Source organism: Spiroplasma endosymbiont of Polydrusus formosus (assembly GCF_964263245.1).
GTDB lineage: Bacteria > Bacillota_I > Bacilli_A > Mycoplasmatales > Mycoplasmataceae > Spiroplasma.
In genome coordinates this window covers 1,262,678-1,280,205 of sequence record NZ_OZ181656.1, presented here as the reverse complement: position 1 = coordinate 1,280,205, position 17,528 = coordinate 1,262,678, and the positions used below count along the sequence as shown (strand labels likewise).

Genomic DNA, 17,528 nt, shown 5'->3' with positions numbered 1-17,528 from the left:
GCCTTTAATCTTTATAAAAACTGCTAGTATTAGTGATAAACTAATGATTTTTGTTTTAATAATACTATTCATATTTTTTGGTTTTAGCAGTGGTTTACTATTAATTGGATCAATATTTGACGTCATATCAGCAAAAACTGAGATTAATAATTATAAACATAAAGTAAAAATTAATAAAAATATTAGTTAATTTTATTTTATTAGAAATTGTAAATTAAAATGCAAAACTTTGCATATTCTTGAATTGTAAAATTAAATGGGACAGTTAAACAAATAAAAATATTGTGTTAAAATCCAAATTTAAAAAAGGATAAATAACACAGTGTATCAAAAAACACAATAGAAAAATTAATTTCAATCCAACAATATCAAAATTTTAATTATTAAATTAGAAAAACAGCTTATGAAATAAATCAAAGTAAAAAACTGTCCATATAATTTATAAAATGTTGGCTCTGGTTTAAACCAAATTGAAATTTATTAAAATAGTAATAAAAACAAAAAAGATGGTCGCAAAAAAACATTAAATAAAATTTACCTTTAAATTATTAATTATTTAGTTAATTATTAACACTACTTCACCAGATATTATTACAAATATAATAAGAAATATTGACAAAGATTTTATCTGTTCAAAGAATTTATTTATGTTTAACTTTTATCGTTATAATTTTAATAAAGAAAATTTATTACGAAAAGATAAAAATAAACCACATAATAAAACAGAAAACCATAGAAAAGTTAATAATTGTCAAACAATTGTTGAACGTAATATTGAATTTCCAAATATTAAAGCAATAAATGTCTTTGGTCATCCAGAGGGAGATACTATAGTTGGTAAAAACCAAAAAATAGCAATTATAACTTTGGTTGATATATTATTTAAAACATCAATCCCACTAGTAACTAATAGTAGCAAAAGCAAAGATGTCATAGAAATTATAATAAAATTTATTTTAAACAAAAACCACCTAGCACAATAAAAACAATTACATTTGATCGTGGTAAAGAATTTATTAGGTGAAAAAATTTGAAAATATTTATAAAATAAAAGTTTATTTTGCTGATACTGGTTGTTCTATCCAAAAATAATTAAACGAAAATAATAATGGAATTTTGAGACGAATTTTACCAAAATGAATAGATTTATCAATATTTTCTCAAAATTATTTAAATAAAATAACATTGAAAATAAATTTAATACCAAGAAAATCATTAAATTATAAAAATTCATTGAATTTAATACAAAATATTCAATAAAGCGCCCTAAATATATTTACAATTAAGGTATTAAAACTCCTTATTTTTAAACTTAATCGTTAAGCAAAGTATACTCATTCAAATGCTACTCAGCAATTTAAAAATAAATTAGAAAAAGTAAAAGATATTTTAGAGTTTTATAACAATCAATTAAATCAATATTTTAATTTAATACAAACAAGGTATATCAATAAATGTTGATGATAGTGCTTATTCAACATTACAAAGTTTTAAATCGAGAGAAATATAATTACTCTTTTGGTCAATATATAACATTTAAACAAAGCACAAAAACAGAAATTTAAAATAAGACAACCGTATTGAAGCATTTATAATTTTAATAAATACAAACCAATTAAAATTATTATGAGAAAAATGTTCTATAAGTAAAACACAATATGAATTAATTAAATGATAAGATAAACCAAATGCCAGAGAAGAAAAAATGCTAGACTTATATGGTGATATATTTGATAGTTATTTTTATACTTTACATTTTGAATTAATATCAATGGTTAAACATAATAGTTCAACAGATTATAAATTATAACAACAAAGGGAGTAAATAACTTAATTAATTAAAAAAAGATATTTATGTAATACATGATGAGCGTGTAATAAATGCAAAAAACCATATATGTCTGTTTGTGGACAAGTTAAAAAAATACTTTTGATTAATAACCTTTTTTAGGACACTTTTTATATGGACTGTTGTTTTCTAAATTCAACAGGTATTAAATAATTTAAACTACCATGAATTCAAATATTGTTATATCAATGCACAAAGTCAAATAATTTGTATTTTAATTGGGTTAAATTTATAAATTTTTGTTCCTTGACAAATTATGTTTTAAAATTTTTGTAAGTTGTTTCATCCATAACATTATCATAAGAACAACCTTTATTGTTTAATGATTGTTTGATGTTAAAAATATTTAAGGTATTATCAATTATTTTATTTTTAAATTCATTGCCCAAGTCAGTATGAAATAACGTAATTTGTTTTAATGGTCTTATAATTGAATAAAAGGTTTCTTGCACTAGTTGTACTATTTTATTTGTCTCGACACTATAGCCAATTATTTCACGATTAAACAAGTCAATTAACAAACAAAAATAATGTCATTTAGCACCACATTAAACATATGTTAAATCATTAACAACAACTTCATTGGGTTGTTTATTAATTAAATTCACAGTTTAAAACGTTGCTAATTTCGTCGTTATTAACCACCAACTTATGATTAAAGATTAGTTAGTATCTAAATGCACCAAATTAAAATATCGTAATCATAAGTTGGCGAATTTTTCTTCGCGATAAGATAATATTTTTCTGATTTAAAAAGCTTTAATTTTACAAGATCCATAAATTTTACGATTAGCATTAAATGCGCTGATAACTTTTTGTTCATAATTATTAATATCAACTATAGCCACATTTATTAATTTGATAGTAATATGTTGATTTTGCTATCTTTAATTTGATCCTATTTGACCAATTTTTCGCATGGAATATTTTTCTTTATTATTGTTAATAATTTCTATTTTTTGCTAATTATCAGCACTGCTTGCTTTAAGGGGTTGTTTTTCATTATAATTGGATTAATTCTTTTCGCAAGGCAATCAAGTTCATTTTCTTCAACAGTGCGATTATTTTTCGCTTTAAAAAATCCATAATTATGAAATTTTTCAATTAACTGATATATAGTTGATTTTGACACCTTATATTATTTAAAAATTTCAAAAATAGTTTTGCCATTTTGATAAAGTAAAACAATTTGTTTTTTAAATTCATATATCGATGAATTTCTTCCTATTTTTATATTCTTACTTTCTTCATAATTATATTTTTTTTTGAAAGTCCACATAAATATAATTCAACTTATTGGAACTTATACAGTTTTGTTTTGATAACGGTTAAAAACTCTATACATTGCATTGTTAAAACTTTGTAAACCAACATTAAAAATAGTGAAAACAATAATGAAAATAAAATCAATAAATCACGTTTGCTTGTACTCGCGATGCACCTGGAATCATTGGATTATTATCAATATTTAATAATGGATAAGGATAATCCTAATCGATATTTACATCTTGTGTTCAAGCGGGCCGCTTGAACAATAAATAACATACATTAAATAAAAAAATGGATAACTTAAAATAACTCATCAGTCTTTTGCAAAAATTCTTTTGTTCAACTCAAACGATGATCATCAAATGACAAGAAGGTATAACCAAAAAAGAGAATTGGCATGATAATTGACATAATAAAATGATTAACAATTGTACAACTAATTTTATCTTTACTATAATCAGCAATTGTTACTGCTCCGTTTTTATAATCAATGATAATTCCAATTCAAAAAATAAAAAACATTAATAAGTTTCAATTTATAATACTCAATTTTGCATTGGTGGAGAAAAATCAACTTTTTTATTCACGATGATGATTAAAAACGGCTAATAATAATCAAACAATCGTTATAATATTAACTTGTACAGAATAAAAACTTAATAAGATATTATAATTTTGTAAACTAGTAAGGTTTGTTCATTTAACACATCAAAATTTTTTAAAAATATCCATATAAAAACCATAAGTTAAAAAAGTAAAAGCTAAGATAGCAATTATTATTTTATAATATCAAAGATAATCTTTGTATCAAATTCGAAAATTTAAACGTTTCATAATTCCTCCATGATATATTTACATATTATCATAAAAATTATTTTTTAGTTACGTTACCTAACAAATCAATTGGGTCCTTTTTTATTTTAAAATAATTTTGTTTCGTAATAAAATTATTAGTTTTTATAAAATGTTTTGATATAATATTAATAAGTTAGAAAAAATGTGAGATAATGATAAATAAAATTAAATTTGAAATAATGAAATCTTTGATTGCTTTTGATTTAACAATTATTATGCAACACGAAATTAGCGATGATATTTTAAATAATTTATCAGTGAATGCGGTAAAATTATCAAATATTTAGGCCGTGTCAAGGCTTATTATTCAACATTATTAAATAAACCAGAAGCATAACTTAATACTATTGTGCAAAATTATAAAAGTAAAATCCGTAGTAAATTAGTGCATAAATTATAAATTTATTGTTGTCCTGATTTATAATTTATTTTTAATAATTCATTAGATAATACTAATAGTATTGAATCAATTTTACAAAATTTAAAATAACAAGAACTTTAATAAAAAAGCGGGTAACCCGCTTTTTTATTTTAAATTTCAGTTTGATTTATATGGTAAAGATATAAAATATTTTCTAATAATGAAGAAATTGTCATTGGCCCAACCCCGCCGGGGACGGAGGTAATCATTTTTACTTTTGGTAAAACGTTTTCAAAATCAACATCGCCACATAAATTATTATGTTCATCCCGATTAATACCAACATCAATAACAATAGCGTCTTCTTTAATCATTGATGCTGTTACAAATTTTGCTTTTCCAACTGCAGAAATTAAAATATCAGCTTGCTTTGTTAAAGCAGTTAAATCCTTTGTTTGTGAATGACAAACCGTTACTGTTGCTGAAGCATTTATTAAGATATTAGCAAGAGGTTTTCCAACAATATTACTACGACCAAGAATAACAGCGTGTTGCCCAGATAATTGAATTTGATAGTGTCTGAACAGGGCCATAATTCCTTTGGGTGTTCCCGGTAATAGATTATAATGACCAAGCATTAAATTTCCCAAGATTTCAGGTTTGAAACCATCAACATCTTTTTTTGTTGCAATTGTATTAATAATCTTTTCACTATTAATATGCTCTGGTAAAGGAAGTTGAACAAGAATAGCGTCAATCTCTGCATTATTGTTCAATTCATCAATAATTTTGATTAATGCTGTTTCAGAGAAAGTATCGAGATAATTTAAAACATTACAATTAATGCCAACTTTTTCACAAGCAATTTTTTTATTTTTAATGTAAGTACTACTTGCTTTATTATTACCAATTTGAATAATAGTTAAGGCAGGAATTCGTTGTTCTGCTGCTTTTATTTTTGTAACTTTTTCCGTAACTTTTGTTTTAATTAATTCACTAACCATTTTCCCATCAATTATTTTTGTTTTATCCATCAAATTTTCGCTCTTTTCTATGCTAAAATACTTTTATATGAATAATTGTATCTGAAAGGGTTATAAAATTAAATACATATTAAAGCGCGTAAAATATTCGTTGGTGGGATTTTCCAAAAAATAAGAAAAAGACAAAAATAAAATTATGTCTTTTTTAATTGCTAAATTATACTTGTAAGTGCAAGTAAATAAAATTGCAAAAAATTTCATATAAAAATTTCATGATGCTAAGTTTATTTTAGAAAAATTAAAGCAAGGAGTTTTTTATATGGGATATAAACATCTTGGCATAGATGAAAGAATTTATATTGAGAATCAATTGAAATTTAAATTAAAAATTAGTGAAATAGCTAAAAATCTTAATCGAAGTATTAGTACTATTATTCGAGAAGTTAATAGAAATAAAGATAATAATCATTATTTTTCATTAATTGCACAAAATAAAGCAGAAAATAGAAAACAATCACATGTTTATTTTCATAAGTTTAAAAATAGAGAATTAGTAAAATATGTACAACAAAAATTATTATTAGGTTGATCGCCTGAACAAATTTATGGAAGAATTAAAAATTTTCATAAAGAATGAATTATTAGTTTTAAAACAATTTACAATTGAATTTATTCTGGATTACTTGAAAAGGTTACTAATAAAAATTTAAGAAGAAAAGGTAAGAAACGAAAATCTCAAGAAAATCGCGGTAAATTTAATGGTAAATCAATTAAAGAACGAAATGTTAATGTTAATAATCGCATAACTGTTGGCCATTGAGAGGGTGATACTATAGTATCATCGCGAGGTAAAAGTAAATCATGTTTAATAACTTTAGTTGAAAGAACATCAAGATTTACTTTAGCAATGTTAGTTGAAAATAGAACTACTAAAGTTATTAACGAAAACATTAGCCATTATTTATCAATTCTTCCAAATAATCTTGTTAAAACTATAACATTTGATAGAGGTAAAGAATTTGCTAATTGACAACAACTTGAAAAAAATTTAAATGTGAAAATTTATTTTGCTAATGCATATTCACCCTGACAAAGAGGTACTAATGAAAATACTAATGGGTTAATTAGAAAAAAATTTCCTAAAAAATTTAATTTTTCAAATACCACGAAAAATGCAGTTCATAAATTTATATTGTCTTTAAACCATAGACCAAGAAAAATACTAAATTATCTTTCACCAATCGAATATTTGGTTAGAAAAATAATTTAGTTGCACTTAACTTTACAATTAGGCAATTTGATAGTAACTTTTTTAACAACTTTAATATTTTATTAGATAAACAAAGTGTTGATTTGATTAAACAAAATTTAGAAAATTATGATGAATTAATTTTTAAAAATTATAAGAATGATGAAAGTTTGAAATAATATAAAGTAAAAAACAAAATTGAAATAACAGTAATAATTTTAAAAGGATAAATAACTTTAAAAGAAGAAGATATTATAAAATTAATCCAGAAATAGGTAAAGAATAATATGTTTTTCTTTTAGATTTAATTGTTGGAATTGAAAAATGAAAAGAGTAATTAATGATGTTAAAGAAAAAATATTATCATTTATTACTGATAAAAAAATATATAAGGATATTTTAGATACTATGGAACATATAAAAATTAGTTTAATGACAATATCTAATATTATGAAAAATGCAAAAACAGATGAATAATATTACATTAATAAAACTAATAAAAAAATAGATATTCCGCATACTTTATATATTCAAATGAATGGTACTTATTTGAAAATGTTAGATGCAACAAAACAAGGAAGAAAAAAGATAAAAAAACACACGATAGTATCTACTGTACATACTTGGATATGATGAAGAAAAATATACTGTAAAAAGACCTGTAATTGCAAATAAATTAGGTGTTTTTGAAATGGATAATATTCCAGATTATTTTAAAAAAGAAGCAAATTTAAAACCAGTTCTTATAAAATTATTTACTTTAATTGAAACTCATTACAACTTGACACCCAATATTGAAATTATGATTTTAGGCGATGGTGCATTATGAATTAAAAATACTAAAAATTTTATGCATCAATATTTTCCTAAAAATAAAATTCAACAGACAATAGATAAATTTCATCTTACAAGTAGATTTAAAAAATTATATTCATTTCAAAATAAAAATAAGGAAAATAGAGAAACATATCATAAAGCCATTGATTATTTTTATAATGCTAAATATAAAGAATTATTACAATACTTAGAAGATAGTAAATCTTTTATAAGTGATTATAAATTAGATTTTTTGAATAAAACTATTACATTAATTAAAAATAATGAATAAGGTGTCAAAAATCAAACACTATGAAATAATGTTGGTTGTCATATGGAAGGTGATATTTCTCATTATTGAAAAGGCACTATGATCAAAAAATCCATTTATAGTGAAAAAACTATTAGAAATAAATTAAATGCTAATATGATGGGATTAAAAAATAGAATTGATTTATTTAATGGTAATGAACAACTATTAGAAGAAAATAGAATTAATTATTCAGTTAATAATTTTGTAAATAATAATTTACAACCAAACTTATATTTTTATTAGTTTTATATAAGAAATTAAATAATTTTAATAAAAATACATTTTTATTGTGGAAAAATTTAAAAAAATACAAAAATATATTGACAATAAAATTAAAAGTAATATAATTTAGCTAAGTAATTGGTATATTATTTCACAATTTCTAAGGTATTAATTTAAAACCCCAAAATAATTTATGCGACCAATTAATAATAGTTGGGATATCCTACTTGAATTTACATAATACGAAAATAAAAAAATAACATAACAATAATTGTTTTTTGGGTTCATCATACAGGACGCCTAATTAATAATTTCAAGATAAATTTTATTTAATATTTTTTATTTGCAACCAACTTTTTTGTCTTTATTACTATTTTCATAAATTTCAATTTAGTTTAAATCAGCGGCCAACATTTTATAAATTTTATGATTTTATGGACAGTTATTTTATTTTGATTTATTTCATAAACTGTTTTTCTGATTGAATAATTAAAATTTTGATATTGTTGAATTGAAATTAATTTTTCTATTGTGATTTTTTGATACATTGTGTTATTTATCCTTTTTTAAATTTGGATTTTAACACAATATTTTTATTTGTTTAACTGTCCCATTTAATTTTACAATTTAAGAATAAATAAACCATTTATTAAAATGGTTTATTTATTCTTATTAAATCTCTGAGTTTTTCAAAACCCTTCTTTTTTCATGCGACCAAAAATCGGCGCTAATGGTAAACATAAATGCCAATAAATGACAATAATTACAATTAATAGTTGATACAAATTTTGTTATATATTTTTAATAAAAATTAACAATGCTATTCCTTTCAATAATATTCATTATTAAGGAATTGGTGAAATAATTTGGTAATTTATAAAAAAACAAAAAAACTATAAGATAAAAGAGAGTTTTTTTTTTATTTTTGTAATGTAGTTAAAAATTGATAAACTTCATCATAATTTGGTTCTAAAGAAACTAGTGACACAATTTGTAAATAAATTGTTTCATTATTTTGATTCAAAACTATAACACTACGTGCTAATAAATTATTAAAAGTAAAATATAACTTTGTGTAGTTACCAAATTCACGATAATTAGTATCTGATAACAAAATATGTTCTGAATTAATAAATCCCGAGCAAGCGCGTTTTAAAGCAAACGGTAAGTCTCGTGAAATTGTTATTAATTGAACATCATTATATTTGCTAATAATTGTTTCATTAAATTGCTTTGTTTGAGTTAAACAAACACTGGTATCAATACTAGGCACTGATGAAATCACTTTATATGCTTTAGTTACCGTTGTTGTCAATTCAAAATCTTTTCAATCAACCATATCGGCTTTAAATATTATCTTATCACCAACTTTGAGGTGATCTTTTGCTAGTAAAGTTGTAACATCACAACTCATTGTTCCAACTGCCATAAAGTTTACTACCCCCTTCTGCTTTGAACATATTATATCTTAAAATGTTATTAAAATAGTAAACTATTTCAAGCATTTTCAATTATTGTTGTAATCATTTGATCAAAAAGATGGTTAATTGGTTTTGTTACTCGTTGTAATAAACAAATAAATTCAATGTTTTTCTTCTTATTTCCTAAAATCGGGGAGTAATCACAATTAATAACACTAAAACCATTATCAATAGCTAAATTAAATATTTTCTTAATAACATCATAATGAACTGTTTTTTGATTAATTTTCCCTTTATTAACCATTTCTTTGGTACTCTCAAATTGGGGTTTAATTAAGAAAAAAGCATAACGATTTAATAACAAAATATCTTTTAATGTAGGGGTAATTTTATCTAATGAAATAAATGAAACATCACAACAAGCAAATTCAATTTGATCAGGGGCAAATAATTCTTTCGTAACATACCGAAAATTGGTTTTTTCTAATGAAACTACTTGCGAATTACTTCGTAATTTTCAAGCTAATTGATTTGTTCCAACATCAACCGCATATACTTTTTTAGCATGATTTTGTAATAAACAATCAGTAAAGCCACCCGTTGATGCGCCAATATCAAGACAAATAAGATTATTAACTGTTAAGTTAAAAGAAGTTAAACCTTTTGCTAACTTTTCTCCCGCGCAAGAAACATATTTTAATGTCTCACCCCGTAAAGTAATAATACTATCGAGTTGGACTAATTCACCTGCTTTTAAAGCAGGGACATTATTTACTAACACATTATTAGCTAAAATCATCGCCTTCGCTTTTTCTTTGGAAGGAGATAAATTATTATTAACCATCAATTGATCTAATCGCATTTTCATTCAAATTTATTCCTCTTTCATTTACTTTTATTAAAAGCACGTTGGTTTTGATGACCAAAATAATAACCAATGTTTTCGTGTTTTTGTTTTGTAATAAGTTTATAAAATAGTATCTTGGCTAAAATATAATTAGTAATTTATTTAAAGAAATAAATACCATATGATAATGACCATTATAATGAAACAAAGTTTTGATTAATTTTAGCTTCAATAATTTTTAAATAATTACTAATAATATAATTACATTATAATAATATATTATTAATATTATTATATTTAAAAAAATAATATATTGTTTGAGGCAACTGATACTTTTGTACTAAAGAAGCCATATTTTTATGAATAATTAATTACTGATTATTTAGGTCTATTATAATATCAACTGGTTTTCATAACAGTACATATTTGATTTTCCTTGATAAATTTAATAAACGTTATTTGGTGTCTTGTAACATTTGCCATTTTTTACTAATTTATTATTTGATTAATTATAATAATTAAATTTATTGTGTTTCAACTTATCACCCACTTGACTAAAATAATTATATCAAATTTATTCCAAAGAAAAAATAATTTAAATAGTTATTTTAAATCCTTATAAATTGATTAAATAAATGTTTTGAAAGTTTATAAATAATTTCTTTTTTCATAATACCTGTGATTTTAATTTTAGAGCCATTATTATCTCTTTTTCATATAAAAAACAAAATGGATAAAAAGTTTCAATATAATTAATATGAACATAGGAATCTTTATCAATAAAGTTTGCTTTAACATGAATATTTTCAATATATATTTTATTATTTCCATCATTATCTTTTAATGATTTAATCGACAAAGCATTAATAATATTATGGTAGTATAAATAAAAGTAAGATAAAAATATAAAAATTAGAAATTAATTAACGCAAAAGCAACACCATTTACATAAAAGTGGTATTTTTTGTTTTTAACAATAAATATTTGAAATGGTGAAATGGTAATATCCTTTTTAATTAGTTATAATCATTTCAACTTCTTTGTTTTAATTAATTTTAATAATATATTTATTAAATTAAAGTATTGCCATTTCACTATTTCAAAACACTTTTAAAAACTTAATAGTATTTTTCAGTGTTCCATTTTTACTATTTTGCATATTTTTAATGTGCCAAAATTTATTTTTACTATATATTTAATATATTTATTAAAAAGACAGAGAGATAAAGAAATAAAAATATTAATATTTTTATCACACTCTCTCATAAATAATTAGTTAATAACAAATTTAATATATTTGTTAATAAATAAATTAGAGTAAAAGTAAGTAAAAAAGTATTAATAATATATTTATTTCAATCTCTATCATAAACAAACAATATAAATATATTAAATTAAATATTTTTGATAAACATATCTTAAAATTATATAAAAAATAATGCTAAAAAATATTTAAAAATTTTTAATTAATAAAATAAAAAAAATAGGATGATAATTTAATTAAAGAATTTAAGATTAATTTAGGTAAGTTAATAAATACTGATGCTTTATATTTTGTCAAAACATTAGAAAATGATAGCGTTGATTTAATATTAATTGACCCACCTTATTTATATGATTTACCAATATATGATTTACCAACAATGAAAAAATAACAAATAAATTCCAGTGAAATATCAAAAAGTATAAATAAATATATTAATGCTATTTATGATAATAATTTACATAATTCATTTGATATAAATACGTATTTAGATGAAATTTATCGAATTTCAAAAAATAAATTTATGTTAATTTGAATGAATATAAGACAAATTAAAGGTTACTTGGATTAAGTTTATAAAAATAATATTAATTTTGATTTTTATTTTTGAGAAAAAACAAACTTAATGCCAACTAATAATTTTATTTTGTAAGATAAAGAATATTGTATGATTATTTATTATAAAAAAGATCCAACACCAAACTATATAAAAACCTATGAAAACAAAAAAACAATATTTAAAAACCCAATAGATTCATAATATAAAAACATAACATCAAACAGAAAAACCATTAAATATATTTGGCAATTTTATTAAAAACATAGCAAATAAAATGATTTAATTTTAGATCCTTTTATAGTAAGTGGTACAACCACATATGTTTGTGAATAATTAAACCGAAAACGACTAGGTTGTGAATAAATAATAATTACTTTGCAATTATAGAAAAAAGAGTAAATAAAATACAAATTAAATTAAATTTTTAAAAAATTAATAACTTTCAATTGATTAAAAAAAATAAATTATGTGGCAGTTTTAATTGTCATTATGGTTGTATTATCACAAGTGATGCGAATAAAAATTATTTAAATAACATCAATTTCGTTATTTTTAATTATTATTTTTATAAGTGGATTTATTTTAAATTGATATCGGTATTTGTTGATTGGATTTATGTTATATTATATATTTGATTTATTATTATGAGGTTTTACTGTGGGATTATTATGTTGAAATACTGGTACAAGTTTATTAGCTATTTTAATTAAACTAATTAATTGAATAAAAATAAATCATATTATTAAAATTATTCTAATTTTATTAACAAACATAATTATTTATCTTCTGATTGATTTTATTTTTTTTTGATTAAATCTTGCGATTTTAAATCTATAACAAATAATTATCAGAATATTAATTACAAATAAAATATGTTTACCAATTTTATATTTTATAAAATTAAAAATAATCAAACTATTTAATAGTAAATAACAAAAGGAATAAATAAAAAATATGTAATTAACAACTATAAAAGAATTAATAACTAAAAATGATATTAAAGATGAAAAAACAAAACCAAGGAATTAACTTAATGATTATTTAAATTATTTGAAATATTTTATATCAAAAATAACTGATAAAAATCAGATTGATTATTTTAATTCTTTACAGAATAAAATCATTAATTACACAATTAAAAATAAAAAAATGCAGATAGTGGTAGTGAATTAAAGTCTATTTTAAAAATGGAAGAAAAAAATAATCAACGTCTTTATGATATGTTTATCTATTTTCTTATTTTTATTTTGATAGAGATTTAATTTTTTAAATCAAGTAAGAAGGATTTTTATTATTTTTTAAAAAAGAAATTAGCAATAAATTTAAAGATTTAATAGATGAAATTTTACAAAAACAAGTTTATTGACATGAAAAACAGCAACAATTAATTTTATAAAATAAATAATTAACTAATAATGTTGAAGTTATTGATCAATTAATTAGTGAAAACTAATTAAAAATTAGAGGATTAAAGCAAAAAAACAAAAAATAAAAAAAGAATATGATATTAAAATAATTGACATTGATAAAGTTCCTAATTAGTTTATAAAAAAATAATTCGATACAGACTATGTTTTAAATTGAATAAAAAATCAGCAAATTGAAAATCCTAAAATAGATGGATTATAAATTAATTATAAAACAAAATTTCATTATTAAATTATTTATGAAATTTATTGATAAAAATATTAATTTAAAGTATGAAGCTGAATTTTTAAAAGATAAACATAGATATAAATTTAATAATAAATTTTTGCCAAGTGTTAAATCCATAGTTAGTAAATATTTTAATAAAAATTATTATGATATTAAATGTTTTGTATATTTTAATAAAGCAATAATTAGGGGTAATATTATTCATTAATTTTCATCAAGAATATTATACGATTGTGTTAAAAATTAACACTAAAAAACAATATTAATCAAATATTAAATTTATTAAATGTTGAATTTAATGAAATTAAATAATTATTTCCATTAATAAAAAAGTTTAATGATTTTATTTAAAAAAATGAAAAAGAAAAAGATATTTTTGTTAAAAATGTTCTTTCAATTTGAAATAAAAATAAATTATTTAGTAAATATGAATTAAATAGTATTTTATCAGCGTGTTATCAAAGTATGTTATTAAATTTACCAATAAATCAAAATTTAGATTTTATTTATGTTTTACCTTACTACAATGAAAAAGAAAATAAGTATTTGGCACAACTTCAAATAGGATATAAAGGGATATATATATCCAACTCGCTATTATAACTGGACAATATTTAACTATTAATGCTTATTGAAGATAAAAATGGTTAATTTAAAAATTTTAATTTTTTAAAGGAAGAATATAATTATAATTGAATAGAAGATAAAAACCAAATAATTAAAAAAGAAACTATTGGATATGTTGCATATTTTAAATCATTTAATGGTTTTGAAAACTTTATTTTTAACAAAAGAATAATGCGAAAGTCATTTTAGTAAATATTAACAAACTTATAAAAAATATGGAAAGTTTATGGTTAGTTGTTTTGGTGATATGACTATTAAAACTATTTAATCTACTTTATTAAAAAAATGAGGAATTATAAATATTGAAATGCAAGAAACATATAAATATGATCAAACAGTTATTAATGATGATAACAATATAAATTATATTGATAATCAACAACTTATTAACATTAAATCAAACAACAATATTAATAATGAAAATTATAATGAAAAAATAACAATTTTAATGAAAATATTTTAATTAATGATGATTAAATATTATAATAATAATTTATTAATGAATAATAAATATAAAATTCGTCCAATTAATAATAAATTTTATCATACTACTGAATAGAAAAAGTGAGAGATTATTACTTCACTTTAAAAATGAGTATGTGTTAAAGATGTAAAAAAATAATAATTCTAAAAAATATAAAAAAATTTAAATTAATTGATGGAGGTTATATTAAAAAGTTAAATAAAAAAAACAATTAATAAATATGCCTAATTGTAAAGTTAAGTGCAACTAAATTATTTTTCTAACCAAATATTCGATTGGTGAAAGATAATTTAGTATTTTTCTTGGTTTATGGTTTAAAGACAATATAAATTTATGAACTGCATTTTTCGTGGTATTTGAAAAATTAAATTTTTTAGGAAATTTTTCTCTAATTAACCCGTTAGTATTTTCATTAGTACCTCTTTGTCAGGGTGAATATGCATTAGCAAAATAAATTTTCACATTTAAATTTTTTTCAAGTTGTTGTCAATTAGCAAATTCTTTACCTCTATCAAATGTTATAGTTTTAACAAGATTATTTGGAATAATTGATAAATAATGGCTAATGTTTTCGTTAATAACTTTAGTAGTTCTATTTTCAACTAACATTGCTAAAGTAAATCTTGATGTTCTTTCAACTAAAGTTATTAAACATGATTTACTTTTACCTCGCGATGATACTATAGTATCACCCTCTCAATGGCCAACAGTTATGCGATTATTAACATTAACATTTCGTTCTTTAATTGATTTACCATTAAATTTACCGCGATTTTCTTGAGATTTTCGTTTCTTACCTTTTCTTCTTAAATTTTTATTAGTAACCTTTTCAAGTAATCCAGAATAAATTCAATTGTAAATTGTTTTAAAACTAATAATTAATTCTTTATGAAAATTTTTAATTCTTCCATAAATTTGTTCAGGCGATCAACCTAATAATAATTTTTGTTGTACATATTTTACTAATTCTCTATTTTTAAACTTATGAAAATAAACATGTGATTGTTTTCTATTTTCTGCTTTATTTTGTGCAATTAATGAAAAATAATGATTATTATCTTTATTTCTATTAACTTCTCGAATAATAGTACTAATACTTCGATTAAGATTTTTAGCTATTTCACTAATTTTTAATTTAAATTTCAATTGATTCTCAATATAAATTCTTTCATCTATGCCAAGATGTTTATATCCCATATAAAAAACTCCTTGCTTTAATTTTTCTAAAATAAACTTAGCATCATGAAATTTTTATATGAAATTTTTTGCAATTTTATTTACTTGCACTTACAAGTATAATTTAGCAATTAAATAAATTAATGCTTATAATTTATCCAGTGTAACTTGATGATATTACTTATTAAAATTGAGCAACTATAAAAATAATTATGAGGAAATATAATATGTTATACTGTATTAGTGATTATTAAATGAAAAATAAATTAATAATAAAGCATTAAAAATTAGTAATAAAGATATTATCTATACACAAATTGATAATGATTATGATATGAGTTGAGAATTTAAATTTATATCTTAAATTTGGTAATTAATAACAACGTGTGATAATATTTAATTGCCAACAAATTTTAACTTAAATTTAAAATGATATGAAATTGATGAGGTTAAATGTTTAATAATTAACTATTTAGAATATGAATAAACAGATTATAGGATGATAAATTATTAACAATATATGAAAAGACAAAAATGGTTATGTTTATACATAAGATGATTTATTTAATACAAGCACTTGAAGAATGTCATTTTAAAAAATTGCATATGAATATATTTATACTTTAATTAATGAAATTTAATTAGATGAGATTTAATTATGGCAGATTTAAAGTTAAATAATCAAATTAAAAGCAAATAAAAAAATATAAAAAAAGAGATTAATATGATGAAAATAATATTATTGAATATTTATTTATAAAATATGAAATAAAACATATTAATTTATTTTTTGATAATTGATTTTCAGAAAATTATAAAAATAAAAAAATAATTCCTACTATGTTTGATTTAATTTCAAATTAAAGTACATGTGAATATATTGCCACAATGTTAAAAATTAATATATTATATGAAGGTGATTCAAAATTATTTAAAACATATTATATTTCTCAAAAAATGTCATAATATGAAATTCAAATAAGTAATAGTGAAATTTATTTTGTTGTTGAGTGAAAAGAAAATAATGTAAATTATTCTAATGATAAAATTAATGAAAATAAAAGATTATTAAAAATAATATATAGACAATATAAAAAAGAAGTTGATTCATACAACAATAATTTAAAATCTTATATTAAAAATATTTTTAATAACAAAAAAGAAAAATTAAAAACAATAACAACTTATTTAAAAAATTTAATTGTTCATTAATAAAAATAGAAAATAAGGATAATAATACATTTTCAGTATATCCAATAAATAATAAAGAAAAAATATCAATTAAATTACCATAAATTAAAAATGACTTTAATTTAGATCCAATAATTTTTGAAGATCTTTATTTACAAATATTAGGTGTAATTTATGAATTTGGAAAAAGAATGGAGGAGTATCCAAATATTTATCGTAATAAAAACGAAGAAACAATTAGATATTATTTTTTATTAATACTTTCTTTAAATTTTAAAGTACCTGTAACGGCTGAAGAATTTAATATAAATGGAAAAACAGATATATTGCTAAAATATAATAATTAAAATATATTTATATCTGAATGTAAAATTTAACATAAAAAA

General features: G+C 20.6%; 17 protein-coding genes. 9 read left to right on the top strand and 8 right to left on the bottom strand.

Translation table 4 applies throughout. From position 1 onward, the window contains the following. Positions 1-647: 647 nt before the first annotated feature. On the top strand, positions 648-983 hold the full coding sequence (locus tag ACE38S_RS06750) for a hypothetical protein (protein WP_374695916.1): 336 nt from the start codon (positions 648-650) through the stop codon (positions 981-983). Between the two features lie 1,120 nt (positions 984-2,103). Here the strand turns inward: ACE38S_RS06750 and ACE38S_RS06745 are convergent. The 4 genes from ACE38S_RS06745 to ACE38S_RS06730 all read right to left on the bottom strand — a co-directional run bounded on the left by ACE38S_RS06745 (position 2,104) and on the right by ACE38S_RS06730 (position 3,952). After that, entirely contained in the window at positions 2,104-2,370 is a 267-nt protein-coding gene (locus ACE38S_RS06745; protein ID WP_374696940.1) for a hypothetical protein, read from the bottom strand. Positions 2,371-2,801: 431 nt separating this feature from the next. Next, positions 2,802-2,981, bottom strand: a complete 180-nt coding sequence (locus ACE38S_RS06740) for a hypothetical protein (protein WP_374696939.1) — start codon at positions 2,979-2,981, stop codon at positions 2,802-2,804. A gap of 437 nt (positions 2,982-3,418) precedes the next feature. Next, complete coding sequence (locus ACE38S_RS06735; RefSeq protein WP_374696938.1) at positions 3,419-3,667, bottom strand: hypothetical protein; 249 nt, start codon at positions 3,665-3,667, stop codon at positions 3,419-3,421. Between the two features lie 30 nt (positions 3,668-3,697). Next, entirely contained in the window at positions 3,698-3,952 is a 255-nt protein-coding gene (locus tag ACE38S_RS06730; RefSeq protein ID WP_374696937.1) for a hypothetical protein, read from the bottom strand. Positions 3,953-4,125: 173 nt separating this feature from the next. Between ACE38S_RS06730 and ACE38S_RS06725 the strand changes: the two genes are divergently transcribed. Further along, complete coding sequence (locus tag ACE38S_RS06725) at positions 4,126-4,260, top strand: hypothetical protein (protein WP_374696936.1); 135 nt, start codon at positions 4,126-4,128, stop codon at positions 4,258-4,260. A gap of 244 nt (positions 4,261-4,504) precedes the next feature. On the opposite strand, the gene ACE38S_RS06720 is transcribed toward ACE38S_RS06725, so the two are convergent. Further along, on the bottom strand, positions 4,505-5,368 hold the full coding sequence (locus tag ACE38S_RS06720) for a bifunctional 5,10-methylenetetrahydrofolate dehydrogenase/5,10-methenyltetrahydrofolate cyclohydrolase (protein WP_374696935.1): 864 nt from the start codon (positions 5,366-5,368) through the stop codon (positions 4,505-4,507). Between the two features lie 268 nt (positions 5,369-5,636). On the opposite strand from ACE38S_RS06720, the gene ACE38S_RS06715 reads away from it, so the two are divergent. The 4 genes from ACE38S_RS06715 to ACE38S_RS06700 all read left to right on the top strand — a co-directional run bounded on the left by ACE38S_RS06715 (position 5,637) and on the right by ACE38S_RS06700 (position 7,938). Beyond that, complete coding sequence (locus ACE38S_RS06715; protein ID WP_374696934.1) at positions 5,637-6,587, top strand: IS30 family transposase; 951 nt, start codon at positions 5,637-5,639, stop codon at positions 6,585-6,587. Between the two features lie 303 nt (positions 6,588-6,890). Continuing rightward, positions 6,891-7,043, top strand: coding sequence for a hypothetical protein (locus tag ACE38S_RS06710; protein WP_374696933.1), 153 nt, complete (start codon positions 6,891-6,893; stop codon positions 7,041-7,043). Between the two features lie 214 nt (positions 7,044-7,257). Next, positions 7,258-7,674: a UPF0236 family transposase-like protein gene (locus ACE38S_RS06705; protein WP_374696932.1), complete on the top strand. Its 417-nt coding sequence runs from the start codon at positions 7,258-7,260 to the stop codon at positions 7,672-7,674. A 42-nt stretch (positions 7,675-7,716) separates the two neighbouring features. Next, positions 7,717-7,938 carry a hypothetical protein gene (locus ACE38S_RS06700; protein ID WP_374696931.1) on the top strand — a complete coding sequence of 74 codons (222 nt, stop codon included), beginning with the start codon at positions 7,717-7,719 and terminating at the stop codon, positions 7,936-7,938. Between the two features lie 898 nt (positions 7,939-8,836). Here the strand turns inward: ACE38S_RS06700 and ACE38S_RS06695 are convergent. Further along, entirely contained in the window at positions 8,837-9,346 is a 510-nt protein-coding gene (locus tag ACE38S_RS06695) for a redoxin family protein (RefSeq protein ID WP_374696930.1), read from the bottom strand. Between the two features lie 50 nt (positions 9,347-9,396). After that, positions 9,397-10,206, bottom strand: a complete 810-nt coding sequence (locus ACE38S_RS06690) for a TlyA family RNA methyltransferase (RefSeq protein ID WP_374696929.1) — start codon at positions 10,204-10,206, stop codon at positions 9,397-9,399. A gap of 3,830 nt (positions 10,207-14,036) precedes the next feature. Here ACE38S_RS06690 and ACE38S_RS06685 point away from each other — a divergent pair. Together ACE38S_RS06685 and ACE38S_RS06680 are read left to right on the top strand one after the other, a co-directional pair. Continuing rightward, positions 14,037-14,267: a recombinase RecT gene (locus ACE38S_RS06685; protein ID WP_374697172.1), complete on the top strand. Its 231-nt coding sequence runs from the start codon at positions 14,037-14,039 to the stop codon at positions 14,265-14,267. A gap of 331 nt (positions 14,268-14,598) precedes the next feature. Next, positions 14,599-14,754: a hypothetical protein gene (locus ACE38S_RS06680; RefSeq protein WP_374696928.1), complete on the top strand. Its 156-nt coding sequence runs from the start codon at positions 14,599-14,601 to the stop codon at positions 14,752-14,754. A 267-nt stretch (positions 14,755-15,021) separates the two neighbouring features. On the opposite strand, the gene ACE38S_RS06675 is transcribed toward ACE38S_RS06680, so the two are convergent. Beyond that, on the bottom strand, positions 15,022-15,972 hold the full coding sequence (locus ACE38S_RS06675; protein WP_374696566.1) for an IS30 family transposase: 951 nt from the start codon (positions 15,970-15,972) through the stop codon (positions 15,022-15,024). A gap of 1,361 nt (positions 15,973-17,333) precedes the next feature. Between ACE38S_RS06675 and ACE38S_RS06670 the strand changes: the two genes are divergently transcribed. Continuing rightward, on the top strand, positions 17,334-17,489 hold the full coding sequence (locus ACE38S_RS06670) for a hypothetical protein (protein WP_374696909.1): 156 nt from the start codon (positions 17,334-17,336) through the stop codon (positions 17,487-17,489). The last annotated feature ends 39 nt before the right edge of the window (positions 17,490-17,528 follow it).